The organism is Siminovitchia sp. FSL H7-0308 (genome assembly GCF_037980985.1).
Classification (GTDB): domain Bacteria; phylum Bacillota; class Bacilli; order Bacillales; family Bacillaceae_C; genus Siminovitchia; species Siminovitchia thermophila.
In genome coordinates this window covers 4,352,544-4,375,582 of sequence record NZ_CP150282.1, presented here as the reverse complement: position 1 = coordinate 4,375,582, position 23,039 = coordinate 4,352,544, and the positions used below count along the sequence as shown (strand labels likewise).

Sequence of the window (23,039 nt, the reverse complement as noted above, 5' to 3'; positions counted from 1 at the left end):
CCACCTTTCAATCAGATTAAAAGTCGATCGTCCTTCCGCCACGTGATGCCATGATATCACCGATGCCTGCGGCCTCATTACTTTCCGTGTATTCCTCTCGGTCTTCGCGCGGGGTTGCAGCTACAGCCCTGACATTGGCCCAGTCACGGATTCCCTTGATTTGTTCAGCCTGGGTCACTGACAGCGGGATAAACTGTTTACATATCTTTTCAAAATCAGACAGTGTAACACTTCTTTCTTCGTAAAATGCTTCAAATAATCCATTTATGACTACCTGTTCAATTTCTGCCCCGACAAATCCTTCTGTCAATCCGGCAAGTTGATGTAAATTGTTATCATTTATTAGAAAGTCTCCGGTAACGTTCGGATCCTTTAATCTTTTCTGTAAATGAACCTTGAAAATTTCGACCCGCTCTCGATGCGTCGGCAAATCGACAAAAAATATTTCATCAAATCGGCCTTTTCGCAGCAATTCCGTAGGCAGGCTCGAAATGTTATTGGCTGTCGCTATGACAAAAACCGGCTTCTCCTTTTCCTGCATCCACGTTAAAAAATGGCCAAAAATACGGCTGGCCGTACCTCCGTCGCCGGATGAATTTAAACCGCTGAATCCCTTTTCAATCTCATCAATCCATAAGATAGAAGGTGCAATGGCTTCAGCCGTTTGAACTGCTTTTCTCATATTCTCTTCACTGCTCCCGACAATCCCGCTGAAAATTTTTCCTATATCCAGTCGTAATAAAGGAAGCTGCCACATCGCGCTGATCGCTTTGCTGATTAAACTTTTCCCACATCCAGGCACACCTGTTATGAGCACACCTTTTGGAGCCGGCAGACCGTATTTTTGGGCAGACTCCAGCCACGACTTGTTTCTTTTTCGCAGCCAGCGCTTTAAATTTTCCAACCCCCCAATGTCATCCATATTCAAGTGGCTATTGACAAATTCAAGAATCTCCGTCTTTTTGATGATCTGTTCCTTTTCTTCTAAAATCACTTCTACATCATGAATAGATAGTTGTCCATCCTCTACCATTGCGCGTGCAAAAGCATTTTCCGCTTCAGACAACGTAAGTCCAAGTGCTGCCTTTACAAGTTTTTCTTTTTCCTCTTCACTCAGATTAACTGCAATTCGTCCGGTTTGTTTATTAACCTCAATAAGATCGTCCAAAATTTGTTTGATCTCATGAAAAGTGGGCAAGTCAAAATCGACGATTGTAATATCTTTCTCAAGATCATGCGGAAGCCTTAGTACAGGAGAAAGAAATACAACATTTTTAGGATTTGGACTGCGTTTCAACTTCAAGCTGATATCCCTTAATTTACGGATAATTTGATGGTCTGGAGTGCGTCCTTCGTCCCCAAAATAAATATGAAAGTCATGCAGGACAAAAATAGCAGGCTCTTGATAATTCTCAATAAGTTCCAAAGCTTTAAGCGCAGATTTTGTATCTCCTTTTCCGTTAGCCTCTCCTTCAATCCCGGTCGTAATTTTCCATGTGATGACTTTTCTTTCTGTTTTAATTAATGCCTGATTGGAAGCAATCGATTCTATGAGTGAAAGCACTCTGTCCTCTTCCCATGTAGCTATATAAAGGAAAGGAAAACGTGCTTTAAACAGATTGGCCATTAGCTTTTCCCGATCAAACTTTTTCTCCATTTTTCCATCCCCCTGTAAATTCTTACAAACTATTAAATTCTATTATATTAAAACATTGGAGCTGTGACTATGTGTGCAGATAAATTGTTTTGGGCATAAGAGGGTGATCCTCCTTTATTGTTAAAATAGCTGACTTGCAGCTATGGGTACTTATGGCAGCGGAACCAATCATGGCAGAAGCATGCAGAGCCCCGATTCACGAACATTAATCTTCAGAAACCGGAACATTATCTATACAGCACTCGGCTTCACATCAATGAGGGGCACTTCTCGATTTCTCTCATGTCATTCCATTCATTATGCTATAATTTTAAGTGTAAAGTTTGAAAAAATGACGGGCCCCTACCTTAAGGTCATGTCCTAACTCCCGAACCCACACTAAAAAGAAAGCTCGAATATTTTGATATCGTAAAAGGATGCATGGTTATCTATTCTCTATTGGGGCTGTATCATTGCCTGCTTTAGTCCGCTTTTCATTGGAAAAGACCTTGAAACACTTTTGTTCACCATACCTTTTGCAACCCTGTTCATATCTACTGGATATAAAATACATAACGAACCATTCAACAAGGACCGATTAAAGAAAATCCCAATCAAAGACATCAAAAAAACGACACTAGAAAAAAATCCATTCGCATCTTTGGCACATTCAATAGACAGGTTCGAAATCATATACGACGATTCTAACTTTAAAGTGGCACTTGTTTCACCAAAGGATAAATAAGCATATGTCTCTATGTTAAAGAACCACTCCATTTGAAGTTGACCGCCATTTAGACCCATAAACACTTAGCCATTTAGCAGGTATATCCTTTATGTAAAACGATAGCATGTTGATTATATTTTTGTCTCTTTAAAGCTTGACATGTTCCGATTTTCCCCTTTCATTTTTTGTAATGATCCTTTTCGTAACACCCGTGAAAAAAAGAGGTTCCTGTCATTAGGCAGAATCGTTTTCAGATTTTCTATTGTTGCATATGAAAAAGATTGTATGTGAGTCGATATCATTTCGTTGTTGACGCACTTGCTTATTTTTCGCTCCATATGCATGTGGCAGAAACAGACGCAAAACTGATTTTTCCAAGGATCAGATTCGACATTTGGCGAATATGAAAATAAAAGAAGGTGAAGGTATGAAAATAAACATGTACACAAGCAATGACCGTTTCATGGCAGGGATGACGATGAAAGATAAAAGCAGGCTTGAAATGAACAACATGGCTCTCCATGTATGTGAAAACCTTGATCATGTTGTAGAAAATCGCCAGAAGTTGGCCGCCTTTTTAAACTGCCGGTTGGATGACTTTGTGTGCGCTCATCAGACGCATAGCGCCAATGTCCATCAGGTGACGGCCGATGACAAAGGGCGCGGTGCCGACCGACCTGAAACGGCCATTCCGAATACGGATGCCTTGTACACATATGAGCCGAATGTATTGTTATGCTGCTTTACTGCCGATTGTGTCCCAGTGCTGTTTTACAATGAGGCAAACGGTCTCATTGGTGTTATTCATTCCGGATGGAGGGGCACGACTAAAGAAATTACCTTGAAGATGTTTGAGCACGTCATACACGCGGAGGGTTGTCATCCGGGGGATTTTCGTGTTCATCTTGGCGCAGCTTTGAGCCAGGAAAAATTTGAAGTTGATGAGAATGTGTACACAAAATTCAAAGACCTCGGTTATGCTGATGACTTTATTTATTTCAATGCCGAAACAAAAAAATATCATATAGACAACCAGCTTACCGTCAAAAAACAATGTGAACTCATCGGCATCCCTTCTGAGCACATCACCCTTGACCGGACTTGTACCTATTTGAACAAGGGTGGATTCTCCTATCGTCAAGACAAGACATCTGGAAGACATTTGAGTTTTATCATAAGAAAAACATAAGACGCTGTCCAAAGCTTTTCATTATAAGAATATACAATCTATTGGCCACCCTCCTATTCCATGCACGAATAACCGGGTCGGGTGACCATTTTTTGTTTTTTCTCCGTTGGACAAGAATAACCATCTATTGGTCTTTAGGGATCTTTTGACAATCTCTTTTGTCATATTATAGCTTTTTTTCTCACAATATAGAAAAATATGCTAGAAAAACTTGATAACATATATTAAATAATATATGATTATAGAAAATCGATAAAAAAGGAGGGGGAGTTTTGTCCTAAATGAAAACGCTTCACATTTGAAATCTCAATATTAGGGGGAGTGAAAAGATTTGCAATTTATGGCCCATAGAAAAATAAAGTGGTTTTTTCAACTCATGGCATTAATCAGCTTAATCTTTCTGTCTGCCTGCGGTGGAGGAAGTGAAAGTACAGACGCTAAAAAAGACAAAAGCGGGAATGGCGACGGAGGTGGCCAAGAACATGAATTTGACTTCTCACACTTTTTCCCACCCACACATTTTATGGAAGAGGAAATTCAGACATTTGCCACTGAACTAGAAAAAGCGACAGATGGCAGGATAAAGATCAATTCTTATCCCGGAGCCTCTTTGGCGGCGCCGGATGAACATTTTGATGCCGCTGCCACCGGTTCAGTCGATTTGGCTTTAAGCGTTCATGGTTATACACCCAATCAATTTCCATTAACCTCTGTGATGGAACTGCCATTTATGTCGAAGTCCGCGGTGGAGGGCTCCGATCATTTATGGGAATTATACAACGAATTTGACGAATTCGATGATGAATATGCCGGAACGATTCCTTTGTGGCTGTATACGACGGATCCCGGTCAACTATTTACGGTCGGAAAACAAGTAAAAAGTGTGGATGATTTGAAAGGCATGAGAATTCGTTCCCCTTCGGCTGAAACAAGTGAGTGGTTAAAAGCACTTGGAGCTACACCTGTATCCATGCCCATGAACGAAAATTTTGAAGCCTTGGAACGCGGCGTGGTGGATGGAACCATTGCACCCTGGGAAGCTATTAAAACATGGGGATTGGATGAAGTCATTGACTATGCGACGGTTGGAAACTTTTATTCTACTACCATGTTCGTTGTCATGAATGAAGACATCTGGAATGACCTGAGCGAAGAGGATCAAGCAACGATGAAAGAATTGACCGGTAAGAAAATGGCCGAGCAAACAGGAAAAGTTTTTGATAAATTCGGACAAGACGCCATTGAACAAGCCAAAGAAAAAGGGATTGAAATTCACGAATTAAGTGAAGAGGAATTGAAAGATTGGCGAAAATATATCAACCCTACCATTGAAAAATGGATTAAGAACGTTGATGAAAAAGGGTTGCCTGGACAAAAAGTGTATGATCGAGCAGTTGAATTAAGCAACAAGCAGGAGTGAGGCTTAAACCATGGCCAATATAGTAGAGAAGGCGGAAAAAATATTAAATAAGATAGTGGATATTCAACAGTTCATTTCAAATATGTTTCTTATTTTTATTATGGTGTTGATCACATTGGATGTGGCAGGCAGAAATTTTTTGAACAAACCATTAAAAGGAACGTATGAAATGACGGAACTCGGTGCGGCCCTGCTTGTTTTTTTTGCATTGGCTATTACACATCGTCATGGGGATCATATTACGATTGATTTTCTCGTTGACCGATTGTCAACAAAAGCGAAACATGTTTTAAATGGCGTTATTGAAATCGTCATAACGTTTACACTGTTGTTTATGGCGAGGCATATTTTTGACAACGGGCTCCGTTTCATGGAGAGGAAAACAACGACATCAGACTTGGCTCTTTCTATTCACCCTTTTTTATTTGTGATTTCCTTTACACTTGTGATCTTTGCGCTTACAGCCATATTTAAAGCGATTACACATTTCAGCTTGGTGGTGAATAAGAAATGAGTCCGGAATTGTTGGGTATTTTAGGGATTGTTACGTTACTGCTGTTATTTCTCATGAAAGTGCCAATCAGTGTATCACTGATCATTGTCGGCACATTCGGACTAGCCATGATCAGGGGTTGGGAGTCGGCACTTGTTCAATTGGGAACTACTCCCTTTTCGACGGCAAGCTCCTATTCATTAAGCGTCATTCCCTTATTTATTTTAATGGGGATGTTCTTGTCTTATAGTGGATTTGGAAATGATTTGTACACCGCCGTAGACTCATGGATCGGGCATGTAAAAGGCGGGCTTGCGATGACAACGATTGGCACAAGTGCTTTGTTTTCGGCCATTTCTGGATCTGTCAACGCAACAACCGCCACAATGGCGAGAATCGCGTTGCCCGAGATGAAAAAATACCGTTATGATGATGCATTATCCACTTCATGCGTTGCCGCCGGAGGCACCCTCGGCATCCTGATTCCACCAAGTGTCATCCTTGTGCTCTATGGTATTCTAACGATGGAACCAATCGGCAAGTTATTAATCGCCGGCCTCGTTCCAGGTATACTACAGATGGTTTTATTCATGCTGGCCATCTACATCATCGTGCTAAGAAATCCTGATGTAGCTCCGGTAACTGGAAAAAAAGCATTAAAAGTAAAAATAAAGTCCTTATCAAGTGTTTGGCCATTTCTTTTTCTGTTCGCGTTAAGTATCGGAGGAATTTACTTTGGGTTTTTTACACCGACGGAAGCCGGCGGTGTCGGAGCTTTTGGGGCATTTTTATTAGCAGTTGCAACGCGAAGATTAAAATGGGACGATTTTAAATCATCGTTAAATGAGACGACCCGATTAACTGCCATGATCTTCTTTATTTTGATCGGCGCTGATATTTTCAGCAAATTTCTGGCATTAAGCAAAATTCCGGTCGTCATTACGAAGTTTGTATCCAATCTAGATATGTCGCCAATGATCATATTGGTGTTCATTTTAATCGCCTATTTCATTTTAGGTCTTTTTTTGGAAGGGATCGCCATATTTGTCTTAACGCTGCCAGTCGTGTACCCGTTAATTACAATGCTGGGATTTGACGGTATTTGGTTTGGAGTCGTTATGATCTTCGTCATGAATATCGGCTTATTGACTCCCCCGCTCGGTTTAAGTGTTTATATTATTAGCGGGGTTGCCAAAGATGTACCCATTCAGCGTATTTTCAAAGGGGTCATCCCGATGTTGCTTATGATGATTGTATGTTTGGCGCTCGTTGTGATTTTCCCTGAAATCGTTACTTTTTTACCCGATTATATGAAATGAAAAGAGGCAATCCAACTGCCGATGGTTCAGGCTTGGATTGCCTCCCTTTATACAGTTAAGGATTGGTCGACCACAATCCGGCTGATTTGATAAAGACGCGGGGATGCAATTTTAATTGTGCAACCATGACTTCAGCGATATCTTCCGGCTGCATTACTTTTTCCGGATTACCATCCGTCAAGTTTTCCGCAAACGCCAAATCAGTGGCGACAGTGCTCGGGGTTAACGCGGTAACACGGATATTATGTTTTCTTGCCTCATACATGAGGGATTCGGTAAGACCCAACACGGCAAACTTGGATGTGCTGTATGCACTCATAACCGGCCCGCCTTTTTGCCCGGCAGTAGAAGAAATATTGATAATATCTCCGGATTGCCTTTCTATCATATCTGGCAGAACCGCTCTTGTAACATAATACATTCCCATCACATTGACATCAATAATTCGTTTGAACTCCTCAGGAGTAAGGTCTAGAAACTTTCCAAACTTGGCAATTCCCGCATTGTTGATCAGAATATCTATTGGACCAAGCTCCGATTTTACATGGTCGACGGCGGCCATCACCGAGTCATGATCCGATACATCCGCTACTGCCACAGTTACGTTGACCTCGTATTCTTCAAGTTCTTTGGCCACTTTTTCAAGGTTGTCAAACGTTTTGCCAATTAGACCTACATGGATGCCTTCTTTCGCAAAAGCAATGGCGGTTGCTCGCCCAATCCCTCTGCCGGCTCCTGTAATTAAAGCATTTTTCCCCTGTAAGTTCCGCATGTCAACTCTCCTCGTATAGTATATTTAAGCTTCCTAGTTGAATATACCATGTCACCAAATCCATCGCCAAATCTTTCGATTCATGCCATGTACTATTTACGGGTCTGCAATCCTACTTTATGAAGATAAAGACATCAAGTACCACAATAGGTGACATAAGGAGCCGTTGAAGCAGGCACCGTACAGTATTCTGCTTGTTCTTCTGTATAGGCATAAGGGGTGGAAAGAATGTTATGCAAACGTTCAAGCACGCTGTAGTCTTCTTTTTCCACTGCCGCTTCCAGCGCCTCTTCTACGCGGTGGTTCCTCGGAATGACGGAAGGATTGCTTTTCCTCATGAGCTCCTGGGAGGAAGCGGTTGATTCTTGTTGCCTTTCCATCCTATCCCGCCATCTTTTTTGCCACTGGGTAAATCTTTCTGTTTTAAAAAGATCCATTCCTTCCAACCGGTTCATCGTTAATGCCCGAAAAGTATTCGTATAATCCGCGCGATGATCTTTCATCAAATCAAGGAGCTCGGTAATCAAGTTTTCATCCTGAGGCTCATCATTAAAAATGCCGAGTTTAGCCCTCATTCCCGCAAGCCAATGGGAATGAAACAGCTCCGAAAATCCAGAAACCTCTTCTTGCGCCATTTTTACCGCTTGCTCTGGTTCTTCATGCAAGAGCGGCAATAGCGTCTCAGCAAACCGGGCAAGATTCCATCCTCCAATGATCGGCTGGTTCTGGTAAGCATACCGGCCTTGGGTATCAATAGAACTAAATACAGTATCAGGATCGTAAACATCCATAAAAGCGCAAGGCCCATAATCAATTGTTTCTCCGCTTATAGCCATATTATCTGTGTTCATGACTCCGTGAATAAAACCAACAAGCTGCCATTTGGCGATCAGCTCCGCTTGGCGGTTGATCACTTCCTGAAGCAAAGAGAGATACTTGTTTTCATCATCTGCAATCTCCGGAAAGTGCCGCTTAATGGTATAATCGGCTAAAATTTGAAGCTTATCGACTCCGCCCCATCTGACAACATATTCAAAAGTTCCCACCCGCAGATGGCTGGCCGCCACACGTGTCAAAATGGCACCCGGAAGCTTCGTTTCGCGCCAGATGAGCTCCCCCGTTGTCACAACAGCCAGACTGCGGGTTGTAGGAATACCAAGCGCATGCATCGCCTCGCTGACAATATACTCGCGCAACATCGGTCCCAGCGTCGCCCGGCCATCCCCCCCGCGAGAGTAAGGCGTTTTGCCTGAACCTTTCAGTTGAATATCCATCCTGTCACCTTGCGGTGTGATCTGCTCACCCAATAGTACTGCCCGCCCGTCACCCAACATAGTAAAATGGCCGAATTGATGTCCCGCATACGCTTGTGCAAGCGGCTCAGCCCCAGCCGGTATGCTGTTTCCGGCAAACACCGCTGCTCCTTCACCACTTTGAAGCGCTCCCACATTCAACCCCAAAGACTCAGCCAACTGTTCATTCAGAATAACCAATTTGGGCGAGTGGACAGGGGTAGGGCTTATGCTCGTATAAAACAAATTCGGCAACTGTGCATAGCTATTGTCAAAGTTCCAACCTGTTTGGTTATATCTACTCATTGCATCTCCTTTTGTTTTACAAAATTGATAGTGGCCATTTTTATCCCGCATGTAAGGTGCCGTACTACTCCTACTTCAAGAGCCTTGAGTTGATACAAAAGGTCTAAGTGGAAGAAAACGGCACCTAAATGCCCGATTGTTCAACTAACATTCAGTAGGAGATGAAGAAAACTCCTACTGAATGAAGTTTCACTTTATAATCTTGCTTTTGTTTATGTATTATACTCTTTTGGATGCATCTTTTGTATGGAAAGTGACAAATTGCTTATAACGTGCCGATGTTTATATGACTGCTAGTAATTCATCAACGCAGTGTTTGTTATACATGGATTGGCGGAAGCTATAGGCTTTTGCAAAGCCCTTTGCAATAAGTGATACCCGCCGGGGCTCCATGACAAAGCGGCAATGAAACGAATATCCTTGATTGCCATTTGATTTCAACTCCCTTTTCGCTTGGAATTTTTAATGTAAAAGCAATCCCCGACCGATACCCCTAAGGATTTGGCGATGACATAAGCAATTCTCGGACTTACTTTTTGCTTTCCTGATAATATTTTTGACAAATACGAGGGATCTGTTTGAATTTCTTTAGCTAGGTTCGCTTGTGTATCATATTTATCATAAATTAACTCAAAAAGATTATTCTTAATTCGATAAACCGGCTTCATCTAAACTGCCTCCTAATTAATACTCCATATTAATTAGTACTTTTACAGCAATGGCAAATGGAGATGATTTTTATGAATGGACTTTAGCTTGATCCTTTTTCTTACAGAGTTATTAAAATAACCTAACTGTACATGTCGAATTGCCAGGTGATGCCAAGGCATTTTCCTTGTTTTTACATATTGAAGATGAGCGTTTTGCAAGATATGCGTCTTTTTGATGAAAACTCCTTGTTCAACAATTAAATGGTCCGCTTCAAATTGAAATTTTACACTCCAATGCTCCATTACCTTTATGCTACATAAAATCAGTAAGGCAAGTATCCCGATCGGGAACAAGGTTTCAGCTAACATGTAGAGACACAAACCCGTAATGAAAAATGCAGTTAAATAGATGAGGAGTACAGCATGCCTCCCGCCTTGCTTCTTCCATTTCTCTTCTTTCAAATGGATGTCCTCTTTATAACACAACTTTATAAACATAGGGATGTCTTCATTTTTTACAAAAGGGTGTAAAAGGATTTTTCTTTGCTCTTGATCAATTGTTTCTATATAAAGGGTCGACCTTTTAAATAATTTTTGAACGAGGGTTTGTTGAACCATCAAACCCTTTATATTTTTGATGTAAATACTGACAATTTTTTTGGAGAATGCTCCGCTCATTATTTTAATTTGCTGATCATCCATTTGAAGATTGAAATTGATTGCTTTGGAATACTGTGCTATCAATGACATGATTAAGAGAGCTGAAGCATACATATAGACAGAGCCTGGCAAATTGGCGATTCCTTGTATCCAAAATTCGATAGAAAAGTATCCTTCCCAAGTTTTGGATTCGGAAATATTTGAAACAAGGGTTGATAGAAAAATCACGAAAAGTGTAAATATAAGTCCTCTGGTGATTAAGCCTCCGAGGACTTCTCTTGATGTTACTTGAAATCTTTTTACAAAATCAGAGTTGGTCTCTTCGGCTTTTAGGGCGTTAACAATTGCGAGTCGATCTTGCTCTCTTATCGCGGGCAGAGAAATGGTTGCCTCATCTTCATCCCCTTCCAGCTGAATTCGCAAATCAGAAATTCCCAGCATATTACTTGGAAACCACTTTGTCGTCACACAATTAACGACCTTTCTTTCGTCAATGTATTCTACCGTGTGTTGCAAAAATGAAAAGTTTTTAACGATTACTTGATCATCTTGTATACTGTAACGCAAAGTACACCATTTCACGAACCCGAACATAATGAAACTACAACCAAGAATGGATATAATGGTCCCACTAATATGTTCATTGATCGTTTTTAAACCTGCGCTGGAACGAAAAATTAACACTAATAAATAAGGAGGGATCAATCTTATCGCCAGCTTGACCGCATAAGAAACAATAAGGAATGGATGCATCTTACTCATTCTTTATTTCCTCTTGATTTCCATTTAATTCAATGTACTTGATAATAGATTCTGCTGTTGAATGTTTTATATAGTCAATCTCTAAGGAACCTGCTGCAGTAATGATTTCTAAAGAAACTAAATGATACTTCTTCAAAATCGGCCCTTGCCTTATTTTTGTTTGATACACTTTACGGCAAGGAATAATGACTTTATTTTTTATAACAATGCCAGATTGATAGAAAATCAATTTATTTGAGCATTTAAATGAAATGGAGTGATAAAGTCTTTTTAACCTTAGCAAGCTTATGAAAAAAAAGACCGTAATGAAAATCATTATGTAAATCAACATGCTGTTTATAAACTTATGAAATGAAAATAGGTACAAGATAAACGTAACAAGAAAAGTCGCAACGAAAATAAGCGAGTATTCAATCCTTTTTCCTTTTATAAAATTATTGGACACCTTATTCCAATCACTTACACAATCCATACACTACTTCCTTTATCGTTTTTGATCATAAAAAGTTTTACACAAATATATCTCTTTTCTTAAAAATCACCATTGATAGATATAATAATAATACTATTGCAAGTCCGATGACGACAATCGCCGTAATAAGACTCACACCATATGGTTGTGTTGCTCCTTCCCCTTCCAAAAACAGCGCTAATTTTACGTTAGGGAAAACGGAGTAATATAGATAAGGAATTTTTTCCATATAAAGCGGGGAAGTATACTGAATTAATACAAAAGTGATAAATCCTAAAATTGAACTCATGACATTATTAAAAATAACAGAAAAGAAAATTGCTAATAAAATATAGAAAGTCATTGAAATTATTAAAAGCAAAAACCCTAATACGATTCCTTGCCACACTGAGTAAATACCAGGGTTTATAAGGGTCAACACAATTTGATCAGTCCATCCACCGAAACGATAAAGCGTTCCTGTTATGATGTATTCCAGAAAAAAATAAAATATAGATAGGCCTAGTAAAACAAAAAAAACTGCTAGAATCTTAGAGAATAACAATCTGCCTCTTCCCAAGGGAGAAAACAATAGCGACTTTAAACTTCCTGTAGTTTGTTCGCCTACAATCATATCGCTACACAAAATAATGACTGCAAAAGGTAAAATGATTGAAATAAAAAATCCTCCCGTGATTTCTTCAAATAATAGCATTGCCCCTGTTTGATAACCTTCCGCAGGTATATTGTGAACCATTTTTGTATCGATGATTTCCAATGAACGTTCTATGTATGTAGAGTCTATTTCTTTATTACTATATAAACTTTTGAGCGATTGTTTTTCCATTTCATATATCTCATTGGAAGCCATTTTAACTTCTTTTGAATCAAAGTGGCTTAGTGTTGCCGAAAGAATCATCATTCCAATACTAATTATTAAAAGAACAACAATTTTCTTTCTTAACCAAAGCTTTATTATTTCATTTTTTATGGCTGCTTTCATACACTTTTCTCCTTAGAACCAATTGCTTCTAAATAGATACGCTCTAATGATTTTTCCTTTTTTAAAAAGTGGGTGATGACTATTTTTCGATTAATGAAACTTGAGAGTATTTGTTGTGCGCCGTTCGTATTTGTTGAAAAATGAATATGGCTGTCTGTCATATGTATGATTTGTACCTTGTGAAGATGAAAGATAGCTTCGATCTCTTCTTTCGTTAGATCGGTCTGAAATTCAATCTGATACGTATGTTTATCAGCTTCTTGAAGATCTTTTTTTTCAATGTCCGTCACTTTTTTTCCTTCATGAATGATGATTCCTCTATCTAATACATGTTCTAATTCACTTAAAATATGTGAGGAAATGAAAACGGAAATATTTTTCTCTCGTGAAAGGTATTGGATAAGATTCCGAACATCAATGATTCCCTGTGGATCTAAACCGTTAATTGGCTCATCTAAAATGATCATTTTAGGCCGCCCGATAAGTGCGAGCCCAATCCCTAAACGTTGCTTCATCCCAAGTGAAAAATGAACTGCTTTTTCATGAATGCGAGAGCTTAAGCCGATAAGTTCAACGATGTCAGACAAGTCTTTGTCTGTCGGGTTTGAATCTAAAAGTCGAGCACGTTGCTTCAAATTTTCCCAACCACTCATATACAAATAGAGTGAGGGATTTTCCACAATCCCTCCCATATGCCTCATTGCTTTGGAAAAGTCTGTTTCTATGTTCCAGCCATTGATATAAATGTTTCCACTTGTTGGCTTAATCATCCCCGTTAACATCCGAATCGTAGTTGTCTTTCCAGCACCATTGGGTCCAAGAAATCCAAAAACTTCACCTTGTTTAATAGAAAATGAAATATCATAAATGAGTGTTTTCTTTTTAATAACTTTAGTAAGCCCTTCCACCTTCATAATTTCCATTTGATTCACCTAAACTTTTCATGCTCATTTTGATCGCTATATTTCTAAAATGTCCATTTATTTAATTGTAAAAACATATATCAAGTGTCATGGGGCTCCATCTTTATGCCTAATCCCTACCCCCTTTTACCACAAAGCCAAGAAAATCATTTCCCAAGGCCTAATTACAGCTTCAGTTACTATGACTCATTCCCTTTCTAATTATATTATAGTCTATCTATTTCGAATTTCACCGCAATCCTCATTGCGGTTTTACGTAAAGAAGTTTGCGGTAGGAGAAATCTGATAAAAATGTCTGACAACCTCAAATTCAAACCGATTTTACCGTTTAAACGAAACGTTCATCCATCCGTTTTGAAACTTCCGATTTTTGAGCAACAGATAATGCTACAATTTTACTCATAAAAAAAACACCTTACTATTTATTGGAGTTTTTCAACTCATATAATAAAGTGGCACAAATGCATATTTAATCAACCTATTCTTTACTATAATAAATAAATGCTTGAAATACTTGAGAAAACATAAATATAGTAAAACTCACAAACAATGCAAATGTAGCTGATTCTTTAAATGCTAGAAGGTTGTTGGCTTCTGACGAAAACATAGAGATACTTAAATGAACAATTAAGTAAAGATAAGATAAACTTAATGATGTTTTTAATCTCTCCATAAGAAACTTATCTAAAACCACTTCTTTTTTAAATATGCTTTTCTTTTTAATAGCAACAAACGTTTCTTTGGCCAACCAATAGACAGATAATATAACCGCTGCTGAAAACAGAACCCCCTTAAATAATACCCCGTTAACAAAAAAGTTAAATGCGGCATAAGTAAAAAGCAATATAAACAGTAATTTGACCAAAATATTTATAAATTTCGGAATTCTTAATATGCTCACTGAGTCACACCCCCTTCTTTTATGTAAAATACTTCTTTTATATCTTTTTCTAATGCAATGCTAATCGCATAAGCTACAGCAATTGAAGGTGTATAACTTTTGTTTTCTATGGAAACTATAGTTTGGCGATGAACAAGAGCCTTGTCTGCTAATTCTTGTTGTGTCATATCCCTCAATATTCTATATTTTTTAACATTGTTATAAACGATTGGTTTCTCCATCTTTTATCACCTTCTTTAATGTATATTATCATATACATAACGTGCAGTAAACTCGGCCATGGATATGGTTTACCTGCAGATGCTGCTTCTTCATCAATTAATTCAAAGGTAATCGCTTCAGCCCATTTACCAAACTGACGTAAATAGCGTATGTTTGTCCATAGGGATTTCCTTTGTAGTAGATTTGGGCAGGCTATCACCTATCCGTCCTTTACAAAGGTTTTTTTCTTTTTCAGACGTGTCTGAAATTATCGTATGCAACCTAGTTGCAACACTAGTGGTTTAAAATAAAAAAAAGTATACTCCTCTCCTAGGAATATACTTTTCCAAGAAATAAAATCATATCCGGAAATATCTTCAATAAATTCATTTTAACGCCAAATTGATTTACCTGCTTCTTTTACCCATTTTCAATACCGTTACCGTTCCAGTACAGCATTTCGAAATTTTTTACTTTCTTCAGCAAGTAACACCCCCCCTTATTTTTCTTAAGAAATCATTAAACTAATCGTCTCATGTTTGATTATAGTTTTTTGTTCATTTTTATCAATTGTAACTTATGGCAATAAATAGCAATTTCAAAATATTAATAATGTTTCTGAAATGAAATGTGAAATAGACAAAAGAGCTGAACTCCGAATTTGAACTTGCATTCACCCCTTCCGTTCAACACATTGGCTGGAAAGAGACTTTTTTGGCCTTCAAGGCTTCTTCCCGGAAAGTTTTTAATAGCACCAAGCACTTACCTTGGAGAGTAAACCAATGTATGATGAGGCAACATTCCGCCATACTTGGCTCATCACGGATTTAAAGGATGTAACTGATTCCATCCTATTTACTCCACTCTTCTTTCCCATTCTCCTGCTCGATACAAAATCTCCCCTTGTTTCTCTTGCCTATATCCTCCGGATGTTTGTTTCATACAATATAACAAAACACATGCACCGGTTTAGCAACGTGCAAACTGGAGCTAATCGCAATGAGATAAGGATAAGAAGTGAAATCAGCGTAAAGCGAGACAATCGCTGAAAAAGGCGCCCTTAGCCTTCATCAGCGATTGTCTTCATCCACGCGCCTGGGACTCGCAGCTGGAAACATGACAATGAAAAGAGCCGATATTGACCCCATCGCAAGCGCAAGCGATGGCCTCGTGTAAGGGTTCCCTCGATTCTCCACCGCGCAGTCGAATAGGTTGCGCCTCAAAGACTGCTAGGCATAGGCGCTGGCGTTAGACAACAAATACTTGAACTTTCTTATCTTTAAAACAAAGGATGGGAGAAAAGCTATGAAAGAAACGGATGTTGGATCGAGATTAAAAGTACTTCAAGGCACGATGGAAATTGCCAATCAATTGCATACATCTTCCAAGGGATTAGAAAAAAACGGAGCCACCTCAAAAATCATTAACAATTATCATAGTTATTTAGGCTATCATTCTGAGTATGAAATAAAGGATTGGAAAAAAGTAGAAAGCAGCGACAAAGTAAACTATATTCAAAATCAGCTCATTCCCGAGTTCGATCTATTCCATTTTCATTTTTCGACGAGTTTACTAACTGACCATTCCGACTTGGAACAACTTAGAACTGCTGAGAAACCAATCATTATGGAGCATTGGGGGAGTGAAGTTCGTTCCTTAAATAAGGCATTGCAAATTAATCGCTATGCGAAAGTAAAAATGAACAATGACGACTGGATTTCCCGTAAACTGGAGTTTCTCGCTGAAAACATTCCATATTGCATTGCTCCAGATCATGAAATGCATTACTATGTCAAGCCTTACTATCAGCACGTTTTTTTTGTACCACAAATGATCGATCTATCCGAATATGCACCAACTATTTTGGAAAAGAAAGCACGACCACTTATCGTTCATGCTCCAACCAACCCGCAAATCAAAGGAACTGTTTATATTTTACAAGCCATTGAACAATTACGGACTGAATTCGCATTCGATTTCCAATTAGTTCAACGCATGAATCATCTAGAGGCTAAAAAAATTTATGAAAAGGCCGATTTGATTATCGATCAGCTTCATTTAGGGAGCTACGGCTTATTTGCGATTGAAGCGATGGCGCTAGGGAAACCGGTGATTTGTTATATTAGTGACTTCATGGCTTCTTATTATCCAAAAACATTACCGCTTATCTCAGCCAACCCCGATACCTTAGTTGAAAAGCTGCGCTTTCTTTTAAATAACCAGGATTCCTTTCCTGAAATAGGAAGGAAAGGAAGAGAATACGTGGAGGCGCACCATGACTATCTCAAAAACAGTGCTAAACTTCTTAAGATCTATGAAGCAATCATCGATTCTGAAAAAGGATAGGCAGCCCTTTTCACGATTCATCGTTCTTCTCCATCCATTCTTTTCATAAAATAATAAAGTCAAGCGAAAAACATAAGCAAGCAGGTGACAACATGAATAATGACTTAAAGCCCGCACCAATAATAGATCAACATATTTTCGTAACAGGTGGAGCCGGATTTATCGGATCAGCGCTCATTGAAAAATTAATTGATCACAACAAAGTAACGATTTTCGATAATTTTTCCCGAAACGCATTAAAGTGTAAACCATATAAAGATCATCCAAATTTACAAACGATAACCGGTGATGTTCTTGATCTGAAAGCATTGAAACAAGCAGTGGAAGGGGCCAATTACATCGTCCACGCTGCTGGTATTGCCGGGATTGACACTGTCATTAAAAATCCTGTTAAAACGATGCAAGTCAATATGATCGGCTCCGCCAACGTTCTGGAAGCAGCCGCTTCCCTCCCTAATTTAAAACGTGTGATCTGTTTTAGCACAAGTGAAGTGTTTGGCCAAGTAGCGTTCCGCTCAACCGAAACGACTCACACCATTTTAGGAGCTGTCGGAGAAGCAAGATGGACCTATGCTGTCAGCAAACTAGCCGTGGAGCATCTTGCTTATTCTTATTTCAAGCAGTACCAGTTACCCACTGTAGCTGTTCGCCCCTTTAATGTTTATGGGCCGGGGCAGGTTGGCGAGGGCGCCATTAAAACAATGGTTCAGCAAGCCCTAAAAAATGAACCAATCACGATTCATGGTGATGGCACCCAAATTCGAGCCTGGTGTTATGTGGACGATATGGTCGATGGGATTCTTCGCTGTTTAACCGTCGATGAGGCCGTTGGAGAATCTTTTAATATCGGTAATGAACGGGCGATTATTACGATTTATGGTTTAGCGAACACGATCATCCGTGTCCTCGGTTCTCAATCAAACATTCAATATGACAAGCGGACGGCAGCTGACATTGAACTACGCATTCCTCAGGTGAGAAAAGCAAAGAAACTGCTTGGTTTTGAAGCAAAAGTAGACTTGGAAGAAGGCATTCAGCGAACAGCAAACAGTATGAAATTGAAATGATCAAGCGATTGGAGGTTTACCGGTTGAAAAAGTGGAAGTCAGAAGGAGATGGAACGTTCTCATATGACGAGCTTGGCAGCTGTGGTGAACATGTCATTATTGAAGACGGCGTGCGCATTTTCCATCCTGAAAATGTTCATCTTGGTGACAATGTTTACATCGGCCATGACACGATTATTAAAGGTTATTACAAAGATACATTGCGGATCGCTTCAAATAGTTGGATCGGCCAGCAATGCTTTATCCATGGGGCTGGCGGGGTCGAGATTAACGAATTTGCCGGGATCGGTCCCGCGGTTCGAATGTTGGCCTCTTTTCACATTGACCCAGATGATGTTGATGAAGCCATTGTCTTTTCTCCTCTCGTTTCTTCACCTATTATCATCGAAAAAAACTGTAATATCGGTATCGGCGCGACCATTCTTGGCGGCGTTACTATCGGAGCCAACTCAAAAATTGGCGCAAACGCCCTCGTGAATAAAACGATCCCTCCCTACAGTATTGCTGTCGGCGTTCCCGCAAAAGTCATTAAAAATCGCCAAATGTCTAAAAAGGAGAAGAACACAGATGATTCGATTAGTTGAACCGTACATTCGCTTTGAAGAGGTTCAGCATGAGCTTGAACAAATCTTTTCTTCCGGCATATTAACGAAAGGGCCGTTCGTTCAACAATTCACTGACAGCTTGAAACAGTATGTCGGTGCTCGCCATAGTTTTTTAACAACATCTGGAACAACAGCCCTTTCGACCTGCCTTCGCTTAGTCAATATTCAGCCAGGTGATGAAGTCATTGTTTCTGATTTTTCATTTCCAGCTACCGCGAATGTCGTTGAAGAGCTTGGAGCAAAGCCAATCTTTGCTGATGTCGATTTAGATACTTTTAATATGCTGCCAGAAGAGTTAGAGAAGCAAATAACACCGAAAACGAAGGCCGTTATTTTTGTTGACGCACTCGGCAATCCAACCGGGATTCATCAGATTAAACAAATGTGTGACCATTATCAGCTCCCATTAATTGATGATGCCGCCTGTGCACTAGGCAGCAGTGAGAATGGCGTCAAGTCAGGAAAAATCGCCGATTTGACTTGTTTTAGCTTTCATCCAAGAAAACTGTTAACTACGGGGGAAGGTGGAGCGATTGTTACAGATAGTGACCGTTGGAGCAGTTGGCTCGAAAGAAAGTTAAATCATGGTGCTGTCCCGGCAAACGGACAATTAGATTTTGTCGATTACGGCTACAATTATCGCCTGCCTGATATTCAAGCTCTTATGGGCTTGAAACAGTTACAAAAGCTTGATTCAATTGTTAAAAGAAGGAACCAGTTAAAGGAAACATATCGTCAGCTTTTGGAGCCTTTAGGTTTTACTAACCAAAAGATTGCTGATAATGTGATTCATAATGTCCAGTCTGCTGTTTTTAAAATCCCGGAGCAGGTTAAACTTGGATCGTTAATCGCCTATTTACGCGAACACAAGATAGAATCCACTTTTGGCACCTACTGTTTAAGTGCAACGAGTTACTATCAGCGCAAGTACGGACAAACGAAGCAAAATGCCCGTTATTTACAAGAACATACGTTAGCCCTTCCTTGCCATGATCAAGTAAAAGCGGAAGAAGTCGCGGCAGTAATTGAGTCTTACATGAATCTTCTCTAGCTTTCTTGTAAATAGGAATTGAAAAGGAAGATGTTATGAAAGGAAAAGCTGATTGTTACTTCTGCCTAAAGTGGAACTCTAGTGCGCAGGTTAGCGGACTGCAATAAAGCCCTGCAAGCAAGTAATCTCTACCTGCTCTCAGGGCCGCATTTCTTAATTTTCTTCTATTTGTCTACGATTTTTCTTGAATAACTTGGATAATACTTCATACACGATTGGTACAACTATTAAAGTTAGCAACGTCGAACTTGTTAATCCACCGATAACGGTAATCCCTAAATCTCTTGAGATTAGGCCGCCTCCGCCATTTCCCAGTGCCAATGGGATTAACGCGCCAATTGTAGCGATGGCGGTCATGAGAATTGGGCGAAGACGAGTTGCTCCGGCTTCTAATATCGCCTGGCGCATCGTCAATCCGGAGCGCTCCATACGGATGATCCGGTCGACCAGAACGATGGCGTTCGTCACAACAATCCCGATCAGCATCAATAGTCCCATCATAACAGAGACCGAAATCGTTTCACCGGCAATAAATAACCCGACCAAAGATCCGATGACGGTAAACGGTAATGAAAACAAGATCGAAAACGGTGCGACACCTTCATGGAAAGTAACTACAAGGATAAAATACACAATCGCAATTGCCGCTGCCATGGCCATACCCAATTGTGTAAAAGTCTCCTGCATATCGGCTTGTACACCGGCAACTCCGACTGTCACGCCTTTAGGTAAATCCAGATTATCTACTTCTTTACCAATCTTGGATGTTACTTTTGAAATATCTTGGCCTTTTACTGTCCCCGAAACCGTTGCATAATACTCGCCTTTACTGCGTGCAAGCGTATTAAACGTAGTCCCTTTCTTCACGTTGACAAGTTCGGAAAGAGGCACTGTGTTGCCTTGCGCAGTCGGTACTTGTTTATCCAGGAGTTCATCGATCGATTCCGGTTTAGCATCTTGCTCTTGTTGAACAATGACATCTAAGGAATCCCCGTCTTTTTCCACCGTCGTTAAAACATCTTTTGCTTTTTGCGGGCTTAGCATCATCACAAGTTGGCCTGTTGTCAACCCATAATTCAGTAATTCTGCCTGGTCGACTCGGAATGTATATTCAACATAAGCCTCTTCATCAGAGGACGAAACATCTTTTAATCCATCATGTTTTTTCATGATGTCCTCTACCTGTTTTACAGATTCATTCAGTTTATTTAAATCTTCACTGTAAAGAGTGTAGCTTACTTCATTGGTAGCTCCTGATCCCGAAGAGAAATTCTGGCTTTTCCATGTGCCTGATTGGTCAAGTGATGTTACATACTTTTCTATTTCCTCCCTTGCTTCCGGGAAGTCTTCCATTTCCTCATCAAAAATCAGGTACATTAAGGCGCCGCCTGAGCCGCCGCCCATCATCATTGCCGTCTCGTCGCCAGCTTCCGTAATGGACACTTGAACAATATCAATATCCTCGCGTTTCAGCATTTTCTCTTCAAGCTCTCTTACATTTTCTAATGTCTTGTCTTGAAGCTCTCCCGCTTTTGGTGTGTACGTTAAGTACATTACCTTTTCTTCTTCGCTTCCCATAAAGCTGAAACCGATGAGTGGCGTTAGCGCCAAACTGCCCACCAGTAAGAGGGTCGCCAACACTGATGCTATGATTTTATGGTTGAGCACTTTTTCAAGAAAGTTTCTATACCCATTTGCCAACTTGCCTGGCCCTTTGTGGCTCGTTTCCGTTTTTTCACCGTATAATTTCTTTTTAAATAAGAAATGCGACAAAGCCGGAACGATCGTAATCGCCACAAGTAATGAAGCTCCCAGCGCAAACGCCATCGTTAAGGCGAATGGCATAAACAATTCACCGACCATGCCGCCGACAAAAATCATCGGTGCAAATACAGCAATCGTCACTAATGTTGAGGACAAAATCGGCTTGAACATTTCAATTGTCGCTTCACGTATAAGAGCACGGCCTGTTAATGTTTCTTCTTTTAAATGCAAGCGACGGTATATATTTTCCACAACAACAATCGAGTCATCGATGACTCGCCCAATTGCTACGGTGACCGCCCCAAGCGTCATAATATTTAATGTGATATCCATCCAATTTAATAGCAACAATGCCATGAAAATAGAAACCGGAATGGAGATAATGGAAATGAGTGTTGATTTGAAGTCCCTTAGGAAGAGAAGAATAATCAATACAGCAATTAATCCGCCAAATAACGCCTTTTCAATCATCGTTGCCACGGATTCTTCAATTGGTTCTCCCTGGTCAAGCGTTGTATCAATCACAAGATTCTCATACTTCGATTTTTCCTCTTTGACTAACTTCTTGACCTTATTAACGACATCAACGGTGTTTGCCTGCTGATCTTTGACAATTTGGATGGCTATGGCATCTTTTCCGTTTGTCCGGGAAACCGATTCAACCTTTCCGACTGTCTTGATTTCCGCAATATCGCCAAGCTTTACAAATGGTGATGAATTGGAAGGTGTGGGCGTAACAGGAATCAACATTTCCTTTAGCTCGTCAATGGTCATAAATTTGCCATCAATCGCTACAGCCTGCTCGCCTTCTTTAAACTCATATAGTCCCAATGAAACTGCCATGTTACTGGCTTGAATCATTTCCTTGACCTTATCTTCCGTCAAACCGAATTGACTCATTTTCGTTTGATCATATATAAGGTCCACTTCTTCAATATGCTGGCCGGTAATGGTGGCTGAAGCAACACCATCTAGTTTTTCAATTTTCGGCAGCAAACTTTCCTCTACTGTTGATGTTAATTCAACAATATCATCTTTCGAACTGCTGATACTAAGAGCCATAATCGGCATCATATTCATGCTGATCGCAGATGTTGTCGGTTTCTCTACCTCTTCTGGAAATTCCAGATTATCCAACACTGATTTTAATTCGCGATTTGCCTCATCCATATCAGTGCCGTATTCATATTCCAGCTCGATACTCGCCATATTTGAATAGGAACTGGAATAAACAGCTTTTACATGTTCGAGGTTTTCCGCTGCTTTTTCTATCGGAATGGAGACATCTTCCATCACCTGTTCAGGAGTAGCCCCGGGATATACCCCCGTAACCATCAAGAACGGAATGGAAATATCGGGAATCGTCTCTGTTTTCATTCGAGTCCCTGAATAAATGCCTGATACCGTAATGATAATCGTGAGCAGCCATACAGCAAGTTTGTTCTTTAAGACAAAATTGACTAACCCTTTCACTATCCCACCTGCCCTAAATTGACTATTT

Annotated in this window: 19 protein-coding genes; 9 read left to right on the top strand and 10 right to left on the bottom strand. The window is 40.0% G+C overall.

Going from position 1 to position 23,039, the window contains the following annotated elements:
- Window positions 1-16: 16 nt before the first annotated feature.
- A complete protein-coding gene (locus MHB50_RS20480) occupies window positions 17-1,657 on the bottom strand; it encodes an AAA family ATPase (protein ID WP_340084634.1) in 1,641 nt (546 codons plus the stop codon).
- Window positions 1,658-2,156: 499 nt separating this feature from the next.
- Between MHB50_RS20480 and MHB50_RS20475 the strand changes: the two genes are divergently transcribed.
- From MHB50_RS20475 to MHB50_RS20455, 5 genes are all read left to right on the top strand, one after another.
- Window positions 2,157-2,381: a PH domain-containing protein gene (locus MHB50_RS20475; protein WP_268920958.1), complete on the top strand. Its 225-nt coding sequence runs from the start codon at window positions 2,157-2,159 to the stop codon at window positions 2,379-2,381.
- A 409-nt stretch (window positions 2,382-2,790) separates the two neighbouring features.
- On the top strand, window positions 2,791-3,552 hold the full coding sequence (gene pgeF, locus MHB50_RS20470; protein ID WP_077112621.1) for a peptidoglycan editing factor PgeF: 762 nt from the start codon (window positions 2,791-2,793) through the stop codon (window positions 3,550-3,552).
- 340 nt (window positions 3,553-3,892) lie between these two features.
- Entirely contained in the window at window positions 3,893-4,972 is a 1,080-nt protein-coding gene (locus MHB50_RS20465; RefSeq protein WP_340085377.1) for a TRAP transporter substrate-binding protein, read from the top strand.
- A gap of 10 nt (window positions 4,973-4,982) precedes the next feature.
- Window positions 4,983-5,486, top strand: a complete 504-nt coding sequence (locus MHB50_RS20460) for a TRAP transporter small permease (protein WP_339160731.1) — start codon at window positions 4,983-4,985, stop codon at window positions 5,484-5,486.
- Complete coding sequence (locus tag MHB50_RS20455; protein ID WP_339160729.1) at window positions 5,483-6,784, top strand: TRAP transporter large permease; 1,302 nt, start codon at window positions 5,483-5,485, stop codon at window positions 6,782-6,784. The genes MHB50_RS20460 and MHB50_RS20455 overlap by 4 nt, the downstream gene beginning before the upstream one ends.
- 55 nt (window positions 6,785-6,839) lie before the next feature.
- On the opposite strand, the gene MHB50_RS20450 is transcribed toward MHB50_RS20455, so the two are convergent.
- From MHB50_RS20450 to MHB50_RS20415, 8 genes are all read right to left on the bottom strand, one after another.
- Window positions 6,840-7,556, bottom strand: coding sequence for a 3-ketoacyl-ACP reductase (locus MHB50_RS20450; RefSeq protein WP_339160727.1), 717 nt, complete (start codon window positions 7,554-7,556; stop codon window positions 6,840-6,842).
- Between the two features lie 134 nt (window positions 7,557-7,690).
- Window positions 7,691-9,154, bottom strand: coding sequence for a YdiU family protein (locus MHB50_RS20445; RefSeq protein ID WP_339160725.1), 1,464 nt, complete (start codon window positions 9,152-9,154; stop codon window positions 7,691-7,693).
- Between the two features lie 437 nt (window positions 9,155-9,591).
- Window positions 9,592-9,822, bottom strand: a complete 231-nt coding sequence (locus MHB50_RS20440) for a helix-turn-helix transcriptional regulator (protein ID WP_077112629.1) — start codon at window positions 9,820-9,822, stop codon at window positions 9,592-9,594.
- A 42-nt stretch (window positions 9,823-9,864) separates the two neighbouring features.
- Complete coding sequence (locus tag MHB50_RS20435; RefSeq protein ID WP_340084633.1) at window positions 9,865-11,226, bottom strand: PH domain-containing protein; 1,362 nt, start codon at window positions 11,224-11,226, stop codon at window positions 9,865-9,867.
- 509 nt (window positions 11,227-11,735) lie between these two features.
- Entirely contained in the window at window positions 11,736-12,680 is a 945-nt protein-coding gene (locus MHB50_RS20430; RefSeq protein WP_340084632.1) for an ABC transporter permease subunit, read from the bottom strand.
- Complete coding sequence (locus MHB50_RS20425; RefSeq protein ID WP_340084631.1) at window positions 12,677-13,603, bottom strand: ABC transporter ATP-binding protein; 927 nt, start codon at window positions 13,601-13,603, stop codon at window positions 12,677-12,679. The genes MHB50_RS20430 and MHB50_RS20425 overlap by 4 nt, the downstream gene beginning before the upstream one ends.
- Window positions 13,604-14,081: 478 nt before the next feature.
- Window positions 14,082-14,504: a hypothetical protein gene (locus tag MHB50_RS20420; protein WP_340084630.1), complete on the bottom strand. Its 423-nt coding sequence runs from the start codon at window positions 14,502-14,504 to the stop codon at window positions 14,082-14,084.
- Window positions 14,501-14,725 carry a helix-turn-helix transcriptional regulator gene (locus MHB50_RS20415; RefSeq protein ID WP_340084629.1) on the bottom strand — a complete coding sequence of 75 codons (225 nt, stop codon included), beginning with the start codon at window positions 14,723-14,725 and terminating at the stop codon, window positions 14,501-14,503. Before MHB50_RS20415 ends, MHB50_RS20420 begins: the two co-directional genes overlap by 4 nt.
- Window positions 14,726-16,010: 1,285 nt before the next feature.
- On the opposite strand from MHB50_RS20415, the gene MHB50_RS20410 reads away from it, so the two are divergent.
- From MHB50_RS20410 to MHB50_RS20395, 4 genes are all read left to right on the top strand, one after another.
- Window positions 16,011-17,051 (top strand): glycosyltransferase, encoded by a 1,041-nt coding sequence (locus MHB50_RS20410; protein ID WP_340084628.1) that lies wholly within the window; start codon window positions 16,011-16,013, stop codon window positions 17,049-17,051.
- Between the two features lie 92 nt (window positions 17,052-17,143).
- Complete coding sequence (locus MHB50_RS20405) at window positions 17,144-18,118, top strand: NAD-dependent epimerase/dehydratase family protein (RefSeq protein ID WP_340084627.1); 975 nt, start codon at window positions 17,144-17,146, stop codon at window positions 18,116-18,118.
- Window positions 18,119-18,141: 23 nt separating this feature from the next.
- The gene (locus MHB50_RS20400) at window positions 18,142-18,702 is read left to right on the top strand and encodes an acyltransferase (protein ID WP_340084626.1); all 561 of its coding nucleotides are present in this window, start codon (window positions 18,142-18,144) and stop codon (window positions 18,700-18,702) included.
- Window positions 18,686-19,774, top strand: a complete 1,089-nt coding sequence (locus MHB50_RS20395) for a DegT/DnrJ/EryC1/StrS family aminotransferase (RefSeq protein ID WP_340084625.1) — start codon at window positions 18,686-18,688, stop codon at window positions 19,772-19,774. The genes MHB50_RS20400 and MHB50_RS20395 overlap by 17 nt, the downstream gene beginning before the upstream one ends.
- 153 nt (window positions 19,775-19,927) lie before the next feature.
- Here the strand turns inward: MHB50_RS20395 and MHB50_RS20390 are convergent, their stop codons facing one another.
- A complete protein-coding gene (locus MHB50_RS20390; RefSeq protein WP_339160706.1) occupies window positions 19,928-23,011 on the bottom strand; it encodes an efflux RND transporter permease subunit in 3,084 nt (1,027 codons plus the stop codon).
- Window positions 23,012-23,039 lie beyond the last annotated feature (28 nt).